The organism is Saprospiraceae bacterium (genome assembly GCA_016709995.1).
Lineage (GTDB): Bacteria > Bacteroidota > Bacteroidia > Chitinophagales > Saprospiraceae > JADJLQ01.
In genome coordinates, this window is the sequence record JADJLQ010000002.1 from 567309 (window position 1) to 580494 (window position 13186).

The following is a 13186-nucleotide window of genomic DNA, read 5'->3' on the forward strand; positions in this document are numbered from 1 at the left end:
TTGAGATTCGATTTTAATAATTTTATTGATTACTCTCCGACGACCCAGGTATCTTTACTGCCTCCACCCTGGGACGAATTGACTACCAGCGACCCTTCTTTTAATGCTACGCGCGTCAGACCTCCGGGTACAATATCGATCCCTTTTGGACCGTACAGGGCATATGGCCTCAGATCTACCCTGCGGGGCTCTAGTTTGCCATTGATATAACAAGGTGCACTGGATAGATTGATGATAGGTTGTGCTATAAAACTTCGAGGATTTTGATCGATAGCTACTTTAAATTGCTCCATCTGTTCTTCAGTAGCACTATTACCTATGAGCATTCCATACCCTCCTGATTCATTGGTCTTCTTGATGACCATCTTATGCATCTCGGAGAATACCAAATCTCGGTTTTCTTTGATCTCCAGCGGATAGGTAGGAACACTTTTGAGGATTGGCTCTTCATTGAGGTAATATTTGATCATGTCGGGCACATAAGAGTAGATGGCTTTATCATCAGCGACCCCATTGCCTATGGCGTTGACGATGGCCACATGTCCAAGACGATAAGCTCCATACAATCCGGGCACCCCTAAGATCGAATCCCGGTTAAATACCAATGGATCCAGGTACTCATCATCCACCCTCCTATAGATTACATCTACTAGTTTGAGTCCATGGGTAGTCTTCATATAAACCCTATGGTTGTCTACTACCAGGTCCTTGCCCTCCACTAACTCGATGCCCATCAGACGAGCCAGGGTCGTATGCTCAAAATAGGCCGAGTTATATACACCAGGAGTCAGTAATACGACAGTAGGGCTGCTGGTCTGTCTATTGCTCAAAGAGACCAAATTATTTAGTAAAAGATCCGGGTAGTTTTTGACAAATCGAATATTGTTTTTTGGAAGAATATTAGGAAAAATCCGATAAGTAATACCCCGATTCTCCAGCATATAAGATACTCCGGAAGGTGTACGCAGGTTGTCCTCCAATACATAAAATACTCCATGCTCATCTCTGATCAGGTCTATTCCGGAGATATGGGTATAGATTTCATGCGGCACATTGACATTGACCATCGCTCGCATAAAGCCCGGACATGAATAGATTAGTTTCAGGGGTACAATTCCATCTTTTATGATAAACTGATTGTGATAAATATCATTGAGAAATATATTGAGCGTTTTTAAGCGTTGCTTGATGCCTGCTTCAATGATCCTCCAATCAGAAGCCTCAATAATGCGTGGTATGATATCAAATGGAAATATTTTTTCTATTCCTTCACCACTGCTATACACTGTAAATGTGATCCCCTGGCTCATAAATAATTTTTTGGCCAGCTCTACTTTCTGGCCTAGTTCTTCAGGGGACAGGTTTTCTAAGGTAGTAACTAATTTTTTATAGCTGGGACGAATACCGTTTTGATCGAACATCTCATCCCATATGTCTGGTGAAAACTTGTATTGAGATAATAAAGAATTTTCCATAGTCGTAAAATGGCAATAAATTAATTAGAAAAATAATTTATCTAATCAAATTGATCAATGAAAGAAAGTCATTTAATTACTTTCAAAAAAAGCGAATTCTAGCGAATTGGATGATCAAAATATTTATTTTTAGCGAAAAACTTAATTTTTCTCTATAGGGCAACACGAAAAAATGTGTATCCAAAATGAAGATATCCAGATATTTATAAAGATAACATTTTATAATAAAACACGATGCTCTTCATGAGATTGTGATCAATCAAAGCGAAGGTCCACACATCCTCAGGCTGTGATTTCTATGATATTCCAATGCCCACAAAATAACTGGCAAAGGGAATTTTTTAATAGCTATAATAGTTTCAAAATGATTTAACGAGGGGTCTATTTGTAAAAAAGCCACTTAGCCAATTCTTTAAAACTTGCTTTTTTCCCATACATCAGTATACCAGTGCGGTATATCTTAGCTGCCATGAAAGCAAAAAAGTAACTGGACACTGCCAGGATGACCAATGAAGTTAAAGTTTGCCATAAGGGCGGATCAAAGGCCAATCTGGTAGGCATCACCATAGGGGCAAAGAATGGAATGAAGGAGGATATTACAGCCAATTGGCTATAAGGTGCCCTGATAGCCGCAATGGCCAGATACAATCCCATCACGATCAATAAAGTAATAGGCAAAAGAAGCTGTTGAGCTTCTGCCTGGTCATCTCCGACAGCGCTGCCTATGGCTGCGCACAAGGAGGCATAAAGAAAATAGCCAAAAACAAAAAATAAAAGGAAAGCAGGGATGATAAACCACCAATTGATTTGCCCTAGTTCCATCATGATATTTTGGATACCCATATCCCCAGCCTGTTTCATTGCCTCTTCCATTCCGGCTGGATTGGCCATCTTTGGTTTGAAAATATTTACCCCAAAAAATAAACTGGTGATGATACCGGCCAAAGGCATAAATACAATCCAGATAAGTAGTTGAGTGAGACCAACCGCACCGACCCCAATGATTTTACCCATCATCAGTTGGATGGGTTTTACCGAGGAAAGCAATACTTCTACGATGCGGGTCATTTTTTCTTCCATGACGCTACGCATCACCATCATACCCTGAGTCAGCACAAAGATGTACATCAATAATCCCATCACACCTCCCAAAATAGCACCAACAGCATTGGAGGCATTGGATTGTTTTTTATCTTTTTCGAAGACCGCCTGACGATCCAATGAAAGATTGACATCCAGATTATTGATGTCAGATTCACTCAGGTTTAGTTTTTTTATTTTGTAGTCTCTGAAGATCCTGGACATGGTAGATTTGATACTCTCGGTCGTATTGATGTCCAACCTTTGGTCAGTATGAATACGAAGTTTAAAATCGACTTCTTTGATGTTTAACGGTGGCGCTATTTCTATAACAGCCTGGTATTTTCCTGATTGGAGATCTGCTTTGAGTACCTCGGGATCCAGCTCACTAACTGTGTATTGAAGGTCTTGATTCCTGCTGGAGATTGCAGGCGCCGCACCTGTAGAATCTGTAATCATATGTTGAGGATCAGATACAGCAATATTGATTTTTTGGACAGTATTCCGACTCATAATAAATCCTACGATGACACTAAACGCCACTATGGCGAGAGGTACCAGCAAGGTCAATAAAATAAAAGATTTTTTAAATACCCGGGTAGTGTATTCCCGTTTGACGATTAGCCACAGTTTATTCATGCCAGGTTGGAGTTTTCTACTGTTTTAATAAATATGTCGTTAATGGAAGGAAAAATTTCCCTGAAAGAACTTACATGGATACCTTTTTGAATAAGGTATTGAAGCAGGTCTGATGAGTCAATATTGGATTTTGGTTGAAATTCAACTTTTTTACTGTTTTTGATTGAAGCATTAAATTCTTCTGGAAACTCTTCTGGAAGCTCATGATCAGATATCAACTCAAAAAGATGTTGCCGGTTAGCTTTGCGTATTTCTTCCACATTGCCTTCCAATACGTTTTTGCCTTTATTGATGAGCACCATCCTTTCGCAGATTTCCTCGACTTGTTCCATCCGATGGGTCGAGAATATGATGGTCGTGCCTTGTTCGTTCAATCGGGAGATCTCATCCTTGATCATATTGGTACTGATGGGGTCCAGACCAGAGAAGGGTTCGTCCAATATGAGCAGATCCGGCTTATGTATCACCGTGGCGATAAATTGCGCTTTTTGCGTCATTCCCTTGGATAGCTCTTCGATTTTTTTAGTGTACCAGGTTTTCATTTCAAGGCGTTCTATCCAAAATTTAAGCTCTTTTTTGGCATCGGTTTCAGTCATACCTTTAAGTTGTGCCAGGTAAAGGAGGTGATCCCAGATGGTCATTTTTTTATACAACCCTCGCTCTTCAGGCATGTATCCAATCTGCGGAGGTATGGTTTCATTCACTTTTTTATCAAAGAGGTAGATTTCTCCGGTGTCCGGGTGCATAATGCCCGTGATCATACGGATGGTAGTCGTTTTACCAGCGCCATTGGGCCCCAATAAACCATAGATGCAACCTTTAGGAACCGAAAAACTGACCTGATCGACCGCCTGGTATTGCTGAAAACTTTTAGAAACCTGATTTAGGGAGAGAATGGACATTGTATAGCTTTAATTCGGTTACAAATATGCAAAGTGCCGGATGAATCATAGATTAATTTAGACTAACATAGAGTTTCGATCTTTTAGGATCTGTATTTGACATTCTTGTTGAACAAATATAGCTTTGACTACCATTTAGTTAAGCTGGATTTTCGTAAAAAATCGATATTGAAGAAAATAAAATAGCTTAGTCATCAATAGCCTGACTTACTAATTGTCGAAACCTCCAACCGGTATTGTCTGAGTTCGTACCCTGAGTTTGTTTCATCAGGATGCCGATCACTTTTTCTTTCGGGTCTGCAAAATATTGGGTGTTAAAATAACCTCCCCAATTGAAAGTGCCTTCACTGCCGCTGCCTCCCATATCCTCACCTTTTTGATCCAGAACACCAAAGGCCAATCCATAAAAGGAGCCACTATCTCCCATGAGGTTGCCTATTTGATTGGCCATCATAAACTGTATGGTCGTCCTGCTGAGCAATCGTATCCCATTTAATTCTCCATTATTCAAATACATTTGGAGAAAAGTAGCATAATCTTTAGCCGTGCTGGACAATCCGGCTCCGCCGGAAAAAAACCTTCTGGCTCCTTTGATTGGATAGTCAGGATCGTAAAAAGTAGTAGGATACTTTATCCAGCTATTATTTTCTTTTTTCTGAATGGATACCAGTCGGGAAGATTTGGCTTCCGGCAGATAAAACCAGCTATCATTCATACCCAGTGGATCAAAAATGCGTGTCCTCAAAAAACGGTCAAAGGGCATGCCCGATACGATTTCAATAAAATAACCTAGCACATCGAGCCCTTCACTGTAGGTAAATTTTTCGCCGGGTTGATGATGCAGAGGCAGCTTAGCCAGTTTCTTCACACTTTCTCCTATAGATATATTTTCTGTCGTGAATAGATCAGTGATCCCTGCTTTGTTATACATCTTCTTAAACCTTTCATCTCCGTCTATGACTCCATACCCCAGTCCTGAAGTATGCGTGAGTAAGTGTCTTATGGTGATCGGTTTATTAACAGGCACAGTCGTATAAGTACCATCGGGGTACATCGTATCCAGGACCTGGCCTTTATCAAACTCTGGTATATATTTTGAGATCGGATCGTCTAACCTGAATCTCCCTTCTTCCCAGAGCATCATCACCGCAGTCGAAGTGATCGCTTTTGATTGCGAAGCAATTCTGAAGATATCATCCTGCTTCATATTTCTACCTGAGGCATTATCTGCTTTGCCAAAAGCTTTGTAGTAGACGATCTTGCCACCTCTGGCTACTAAAGCTACTATACCGGGGACTTCTCCATTTTGTATAGCCTGGTTGCACATATCCCCGATAAGATCCAGGCGCTCAGCTGACATACCTACACTACTCGGGGCTGCCTCCCTCAATGGGGGTGAGGTCTTTATCGAAGGAGTCTGAGCTGTTACCGTCACTGATAAGTACATAAAAGCCAGGAAAGTCAATAGTTTCATAATCATTTGAGTAAAATATTATTTAGATAAAAACACACAAAAATGGCTGATCTGATGATCCAGCATCTTTGTAAAATTAATAAAGAAATTTTAACAAAGAAACATTACTCCTCTAGACCCTTGAAATCTAATTAAAATAGCGAAGGGATTAAACGAATGCGTAGGCCCCAAAGCTTTTTTGGTTCTGGTTAGGATGAGGAGAAAATGGTTAAATCGAAAACTAAAACCTTGGACAGAATATCACAGGTTTCACAACAGGCTTTTTATATATCTTGGCGATATAGGATACTCCAAGTTCATAACCTCCTATACCCGAGGTACTGGCAGTTGCTCCAGAAATATTAAAATCATAGGCCAAACCAACTTTTAAATCCTTATATCTCGCTCCAAACAAAGCGAAAGCCGCATCACCTACTCTATATCCAAGACCCCCCTGCACAGCAAAATCTTTTTCTTTGTTCACCAGCAATTCTCCTTTTAATTGACCGGCAAGTTCAAAATTGCCTGCAAGATTATGTAGAACAATTGCCGGGAAAAAAGTCAATAAATCGCCTCGTGGAATACTCAAAACTGCATGGGCATTTATAAGGACATCTTGTTTATCACTACTGGTACTGCCAGGAGTACCACCTCCCTGGCTACTACCGAGTGACCCATTGGGTTTGGTCAGGTGATACATGGATACACCCATATTGAGCGCAGATGTCTTTTCTTTGTTGAGTATTGAAGAGTATACCAAGCCTACATTGAGGTCAGAATATGATTTTTTGTTGTCGCCGTTTGGCCCACCGGATCCTCCAGGGAATGCCGGATCAGAAGGATCCTGAAACCTGGGATTGCCAACCAAACTTTTGCTGGTACCCCCGCTTTGTACTCCGAGAGACATCACATTGGTGCCTTTTTTATTAAGCACAGCATGATAGGATCCACCCAGCCAACCTGAAGTCTTTTTTAGCTGGAAAGCACTGCTCTCTCCCGCTTTGTCCTGGTAGGCAGCAATACCAAAACTAATCCAATCATTTTTGCGAAATCCTTTCAGCAGAGGTGCATCGATCCCAATAGAAGGGGTTTGATATTTAGCAATAGTCGGCCATTGTATTCTGTAATTGCCTGTAACCCGGAAGGTACCATTAAAATCGCCTATCAATCCAGGATTGAGGGTGAGTGGTGACAAATCAAACATTGTAAAGTGGATGTCTTGCGCCTTCGGAACCATGTAGCCAAGGAGTCCAACCACCAAGAGAATAAATGTGTTTGATTTAATTTGCATAAGCTTTAAAGATCGAAAGATAAGCAGTTTTGTTCATTCAGGACTTTACCTCCATAGTTAATTTATCAAAAAGAGGCAAAGTACTTAATACTCTATACGTACCATTTTAGTCTTTAGCTGCTTCCGTGAGCACATCCACGAGCGTAATAAGGGTAATAAAAAGTGGGATTTGCCCCGATTTGGTCACAGGATGCTCAGGATCTTCAGCATCTATCTGCAATGCATCTTCCAGGTAAAATAGCAACTCTTGCTCCACATAGTCCGGCATTAGTTTGTCGACTATTTTCTGCAGCGAAGATGGCCGCATAGAGTCTATTCTGTTCCAGTTTTGTTCTTCGCGTATGGATAGATCCTCTTCATTGAGCTCATCCATCTCTTCATAAGTGGTATCAAAACACATCCAGCACAATACGGCGAGATAATATAAATACTGAGTCTCCTCTTCAGTAAAAGCTTCATGGTCTTCCGCAGTCAGAAAGCCAGCCAATACAGGCTGTTGCTTGGACATGACCTCCAGCCAATCGGTACTGCCCTCCGCAATGGTTTCTATACAACGGTCTATCGTTTCTTCACTAATCATTATAAAGGAATAAAGATATGGATTGCTCATCGAATTTAAACTTTGAGGTCGAATTTGATTTTCTGCCTGCTTATATTTACCTTAGCTGTTCTTCAAAAAAATACTTTGCGTCCGTACATTTTAGGCTTATTTTTTTTTCTCAATTTCATGCTTCCTGCCTGGTCTGTAGGGGATAGCATCCGTTATGAGATTGATGTGAGGCCTTTATTAGTCAAAAAGTGTATCAGTTGTCATAATACTAACGCACCTAAAGCTGGTGTCAATATCGATAATTATAAGGAACAGGACAGGGTCATCAAGGATGGGGCATTTTGGCTAAAAGTGCTCGACCAGATTAAAAGTCGGCATATGCCTCCTAAAAGCGAGCCCACACTTTCTGAATCCGACTACGATCAACTGGTCACAGGGATTGATCGTATCCTTCAGACCTCGCTTAAAAATAAAACCCCCGGACATATCGTGATCAGGCGGTTGAGCCATCCTGAATACCAGTACACGATCAAAGATTTGTTCGATATAGATTTTGAAGCAAAAAAATATTTCCCTTCAGATGGGTCAGGGGGGGGGGGATTTGACAATCAAGGCAGAGCCTTGTTTTTTACACCTTTAAAATTTGAGCGCTATTATGATGCAGCCGATCTGATAGTTGAAAAGCTCCGACAGGATTCAATTAAGTGGGCATCTTTAGTTCCTTTTCGATATAAAGAGACCAGGTGGAAATATATCGTCCACTGGTTCAAGTCTTTTTTTAATGCAGAAGATAGAAGGTATGATCTTGCAGAGCAGTCTGCGATGGAGGTCTTCATACCAATAGCCACAAAAGCATACAGAAGATTTTTAAAGGACGAAGAGAAGACCAAACTTTTGACTCTGTTTCAAACCGTCTACAGTCAAAAGGATACCTTTAATTTAAAACCTCAATATCGTTTTGATGAGGGGATAGCTCAATGCCTAAAGGCTATATTGGTTTCACCCAATTTTTTGTATAAAGTCGAAGAAGAACCGGAAAAGGAGGGATCTTATGCCATCAATGATTTTGAGTTGGCTACTCGACTATCTGCTTTCTTATGGTCCAGTATGCCTGATCAGGAATTGTTTGATCTGGCATATCAGGGAAAGCTTCAGGATACCGCCATCCTGGCTGCTCAGGCCAGGCGCATGCTCAGAGATCCCAAAGCAAAGCGCTTTGCCGAAAATTTTGCAGTGCAATGGCTTGGTATCGGCAAATTGCTGGAAAAAGAACCAATCGTGGACACGGATAAATTTCCGGGTTTTGAAATAAATATTCGCCAATCCTTGTATCAGGAGACGGTCGAATACTTTTATTTTGTTCTTACAGGGAGTAAAAATCTGCTGGATCTGATCAACAGCGATTATGCTTTTCTCAATAAAGACCTTGCTACTTATTATGGTATAGATGGCGTCGATCACCAGGATTTTCAAAAAGTGACGCTGAAAGACCAAACCCGGGGAGGTGTATTGGGTATGGGGAGTGTCCTGGCTACCACATCATTTCCTATGCGGACCAGTCCTGTGAATAGGGGTAAGTGGGTAATGGAACAAATATTGGGGATATCGCCGCCTCCGCCTCCCGCTGTAGTAGCTGAGCTTACGGAAGACAAAGCCACTCACGATGCCCTGGGATTGCGCAAAATACTGGAAGCACATCGGGCAAAACCAGAATGCCGGTCTTGTCATGAAAAAATGGACCCCCTGGGTCTGGGACTTGAAAACTTCGATCCAACAGGTAGATGGCGGGATAGCTACGGTAAAGTAGCAATAGATCCTTCCGGAATTACCGCTGATGGCCAGAAATTTAAGGGACCCGTAGAACTTAAAGTTATCCTGATGGAGGAGAAAACCAAGTTTGCCAGGAATATGGCTACTAAGATGTTGTCTTATGCTCTTGGTCGCTCGATGTTGTTTACTGATGAGCCTGCCTTGGTCATTCTTGAAAATACTTTATTGGCAAATAATTTTGACCCGGAGCCTTTTATTTTAGAGTTGGTCAAGAGTTATCCCTTTACCATGAAGTTAAATGATTTTGAAAAAAAGAGTATTTAAGATAGATAGCATTGAAGTATCTTGATCAATCAAATGAGTAAGTACATGAAAAAAAAATGGCATATATCACGCAGGAGAATGCTCAAAGGAATGGGGGGAGCCTGTATAGCCTTGCCTTTGCTTGAAGCTATGGCTATTCCTGGATTGCCCAATCCTTTTAAGACCAAAGCGCCGGTAAGATCTGCTTTTTTATACATGCCCAATGGAGTACATCCCAATCTTTGGACACCCTCCACTTTTGGCTGCGATTTTGAATTGACTCGTCAATTACTCCCTCTGAAAGGATTGCAAGAAGATATCCTCGTATTGGGAGAGCTCATGAATAAAAATTCGATATTTAAAGGGGCAGATGGACATTATGCCAAATCAGCCAGTTTACTCACTTGCATGTCTATCAAACAAACCATTGGTGACAATATCAGCTGTGGTGGTATATCGCTGGATCAGTTGATCGCCAAACGATTGGGCAATGAGACGCTTTTTCCTTCTTTAGAATATGGTCTTGATCGCATTACTACGGGAGTCGATATCAATGTAGGTTTTACCCGCTTATATGGATCCAGTATATCCTGGCAGACCCCGGAGACCCCCTTGTCCAAAGAGATAGATCCCCGCCTTGCATTTGATAGACTTTTTAAACCTTATGTGCCTGGTGCTAAAATAAAAAATGACCCATACAAATTAAGCATCCTGGATATGGTCAAAGAAGATGCTGATCAACTCAAAAAAAACCTGGGGCGGTCAGATCAGGACAAGTTGTCTGAGTACCTGGAATCCATCTACAGTGTAGAAAAACGATTGACCAATGAAACCAATCGCGAAAAATTTGCAGGCAACATTACCAGGGATATCAAAAAAGAACTCACCCGCATCAATCAAAATATAGATGAATATGTGGAAGTATATGGCGGGGTAGATGTGACGGAAAAAACAAGGTTGATGTTGGATATCATGACCCTGGCTTTCTGGAGTGATGCCAGTCGGGTATCCACTTTTATGTTTGGCAATTCCGTGAGCAACCGCAGTTTCGCTTTCCTTGATGGCGTAAAAGGCAATCACCACTCCATCTCACATCATATGGATAAACCTGAAAATCTGGAAGAATATGCCCGCATCACTACCTGGCATATTGAGCAATACGCTTATCTGCTCAATAGGCTCAAAAGCATTCAGGAAGGAGATCATACTTTATTAGATAATTCAATGGTGATGTTTACATCTGATTTGCGTGATGGCAACAGGCATGCTCCACGTAATCTTCCAATCTTACTCGGTGGTAGAGGAGGTGGAAAAATCAAGTCGGGTCAAAATCTGGCATTTACCAAAGAGACTCCACTGGCCAATCTCTATCTCACTATGTTGCATGCGCTTGATATTGAACAGCGACAATTTGGTGACAGCACTTCTACTCTGTCGGACATCATGGCATAAGATCGATCTTGTAACCGTTTTTATTATTTTTATGAGGTGGAGCGATTGGAGAAAATAGTTAGAAGCCGTTTGTTTTATTATGCCTTGTGGTTAGTGGGGTTGTGCTTTTTAGCTTTACCCTATTTTGAGATCAGGCAAGCCCCGATAGTACTCTTGATGCTTGGCAGATTCCATCCCGTATTGTTACACTTTCCTATTGTTTTGATTCTCCTAACCTTGATGATTGAAGTAGGTAGATTGTATTTTTCGTACCAACCAGGTGACAAGTGGATACTGGCACTATTGGTAGTCACAGTGATTTGTATAGTGAGCACGGTAGGCTCTGGTTATTTTTTATACGCCTCCGGCGAATACGCCGGTTATTTAATAGACCAACATTTTTGGGGTGGTGTCATCACGGCATTCTTGACGATGGTGACCCTTGCATTTTTTATCGTGTTCTGGAAGAGTTGTCGGCAATATGGCCCATATTATGTAGCACTGATCGCTGCCAATATTGCTGCGATCTATACAGGACATCTCGGCGGATCCGTCACCCACGGTCGGGATTATTTATCCGGTTATCTGCCTTTAATCTTCGATGCGAGTGTCTCTAAACTATCACGACCTGACTCAATACTTATGGTGTACGACGATTATGTGGCACAAATATTTGAGTCAAAATGCACCTCCTGTCATAACGATCAGCGTGCTAAAGGAGGACTGTCACTAGGTTCATACGGCCAATTATTCACCAAAGGCCAAAGCGGCAATTATGCTGTTGCCCCCGGTATGGCAGATTACAGCGAGTTATTCAAACGGGTCATCCTGCCCCCTAATCATGATGAGCACATGCCGCCTCAGGGCAAAACCCCTCTCACAAAAGATGAGCTGGATCTGCTCAGACACTGGATCAATCTTGGAGCAAGCGATACTTTATGTGTATCCCAGGTGGCAGATACTACGACACTGGCTTCGATTATTAAAGACCTTGATCCGACGATCGCTCAGTATCGGAGGTCCCATTTGATGGCCGAAATTTCCTCTCAAAATCTAAAAGCAGAATTAGAGACACTGGCTGCAAAACTGCAAGTGGTGATTCGACAAGATAGCTTGCAGGGAGATAATAGCTATACTTTGTCTATGTTATTCCCTCCATCCACTTTTGGACTGGATCAATTAAAAGAATTAAGGCCATACTTTGATTATTTTACCAGGGTCTCCTTGGTCTCCTGTGATATCGATGATGCTGCTCTTTATTATTTGAGTAGGATGAAGAATCTCAAAGAGTTATACCTTCAAAAGACTAAAATCTCCGGCCTAAGCCTGATTTATTTACAAAAGATACCTTCCCTCGAAATTCTCAACCTGTCTTTTACGGAGATAGATGACAAATCGGCAATAGATTTATTGGACTTTCCTGCGCTGCGCGAAGTATTTCTTTATAGGACCAATACATCCAACCAGGTCATCCAAGCTTTGGGTAAATACAAGCCTGAGCTAAAAATTTACTCTGAAGAAGGACCTTATTTTTAGAAGTTATTATAACACCTTTTTAACCAAACAATCCTATAGGGTCAAACTTTATAAAGGTTGTAACTGTTATCTTTGCATCTAAACAGAACAGAATATGAAAAAATCTATATCAGTTTTTACCTTCTTTTTTGTAATGGTTTTGTCTCTCTTTTCTTTTGAATCTGCTGCTGCTGATGTGACTTCTACTTTTAAAGTCAATGGAAGTTGTGGTATGTGTAAGAAAAAAATAGAAACCGCTCTTCGAATCAAAGGGGTAAAAAAAGTAAATTGGGACAAGGAGACCCACCTGCTCACCATTACTTTTAACTCATCCAATATATCTCTGGATGAAATTCATCAGCGAATCGCGGCGGTTGGTTACGATACTGACAAGATAAAAGCAAATGATGAGGCTTATGCCAAGCTCGATGAATGCTGTAAGTATGAGCGTGAACAATAATCTGCCTTTCGTAGTATAACCATTCAACATGCTTTATGGATTTATAGCCTCCTGGCTTTTGTTCCTAGCCTTGAACTATAAATTTTCAAGTCAAACTTTTAAAGATAACAAGTTATCCAGTGCGTTGAAGGCATTTGTGATAGTGCCACTAGCCCTATTGAGTTATATAGTACATCCATGGTTGACTATAGTATTGCCCGATGGCACCTTGTTTTCTTTAGCCATGATGGCCCTCATCTTCGTTTTTGCTTTTGGCAATCTTTGGTTGGTCAAAAAAATCCGGATGAGCAATAGTAAATTCTAACCAGGCTGATTAT

General features: G+C 41.2%; 11 protein-coding genes. 5 read left to right on the forward strand and 6 right to left on the reverse strand.

Annotated features, from left to right (window positions below; translation table 11 throughout):
* Window positions 1-29 precede the first annotated feature (29 nt).
* The 6 genes from IPJ09_16800 to IPJ09_16825 all read right to left on the reverse strand — a co-directional run bounded on the left by IPJ09_16800 (window position 30) and on the right by IPJ09_16825 (window position 7420).
* Window positions 30-1475, reverse strand: coding sequence for a circularly permuted type 2 ATP-grasp protein (locus IPJ09_16800; protein ID MBK7373066.1), 1446 nt, complete (start codon window positions 1473-1475; stop codon window positions 30-32).
* Between the two features lie 381 nt (window positions 1476-1856).
* Window positions 1857-3194 carry an ABC transporter permease gene (locus IPJ09_16805; GenBank protein MBK7373067.1) on the reverse strand — a complete coding sequence of 446 codons (1338 nt, stop codon included), beginning with the start codon at window positions 3192-3194 and terminating at the stop codon, window positions 1857-1859.
* Window positions 3191-4096: an ATP-binding cassette domain-containing protein gene (locus IPJ09_16810; protein ID MBK7373068.1), complete on the reverse strand. Its 906-nt coding sequence runs from the start codon at window positions 4094-4096 to the stop codon at window positions 3191-3193. The genes IPJ09_16805 and IPJ09_16810 overlap by 4 nt, the downstream gene beginning before the upstream one ends.
* Before the next feature lie 187 nt (window positions 4097-4283).
* Complete coding sequence (locus IPJ09_16815; protein MBK7373069.1) at window positions 4284-5543, reverse strand: beta-lactamase family protein; 1260 nt, start codon at window positions 5541-5543, stop codon at window positions 4284-4286.
* A 247-nt stretch (window positions 5544-5790) separates the two neighbouring features.
* Window positions 5791-6840, reverse strand: coding sequence for a PorP/SprF family type IX secretion system membrane protein (locus IPJ09_16820; protein ID MBK7373070.1), 1050 nt, complete (start codon window positions 6838-6840; stop codon window positions 5791-5793).
* A 106-nt stretch (window positions 6841-6946) separates the two neighbouring features.
* Window positions 6947-7420, reverse strand: a complete 474-nt coding sequence (locus IPJ09_16825) for a hypothetical protein (GenBank protein ID MBK7373071.1) — start codon at window positions 7418-7420, stop codon at window positions 6947-6949.
* A gap of 147 nt (window positions 7421-7567) precedes the next feature.
* On the opposite strand from IPJ09_16825, the gene IPJ09_16830 reads away from it, so the two are divergent.
* From IPJ09_16830 to IPJ09_16850, 5 genes are all read left to right on the forward strand, one after another.
* Window positions 7568-9484 (forward strand): DUF1592 domain-containing protein, encoded by a 1917-nt coding sequence (locus tag IPJ09_16830; protein ID MBK7373072.1) that lies wholly within the window; start codon window positions 7568-7570, stop codon window positions 9482-9484.
* Between the two features lie 45 nt (window positions 9485-9529).
* Window positions 9530-10915: a DUF1552 domain-containing protein gene (locus tag IPJ09_16835; GenBank protein ID MBK7373073.1), complete on the forward strand. Its 1386-nt coding sequence runs from the start codon at window positions 9530-9532 to the stop codon at window positions 10913-10915.
* A 36-nt stretch (window positions 10916-10951) separates the two neighbouring features.
* Complete coding sequence (locus IPJ09_16840) at window positions 10952-12430, forward strand: hypothetical protein (GenBank protein ID MBK7373074.1); 1479 nt, start codon at window positions 10952-10954, stop codon at window positions 12428-12430.
* 94 nt (window positions 12431-12524) lie between these two features.
* Window positions 12525-12869 carry a heavy-metal-associated domain-containing protein gene (locus IPJ09_16845; GenBank protein ID MBK7373075.1) on the forward strand — a complete coding sequence of 115 codons (345 nt, stop codon included), beginning with the start codon at window positions 12525-12527 and terminating at the stop codon, window positions 12867-12869.
* Window positions 12870-12897: 28 nt separating this feature from the next.
* Window positions 12898-13173 (forward strand): hypothetical protein, encoded by a 276-nt coding sequence (locus IPJ09_16850; protein MBK7373076.1) that lies wholly within the window; start codon window positions 12898-12900, stop codon window positions 13171-13173.
* Window positions 13174-13186 lie beyond the last annotated feature (13 nt).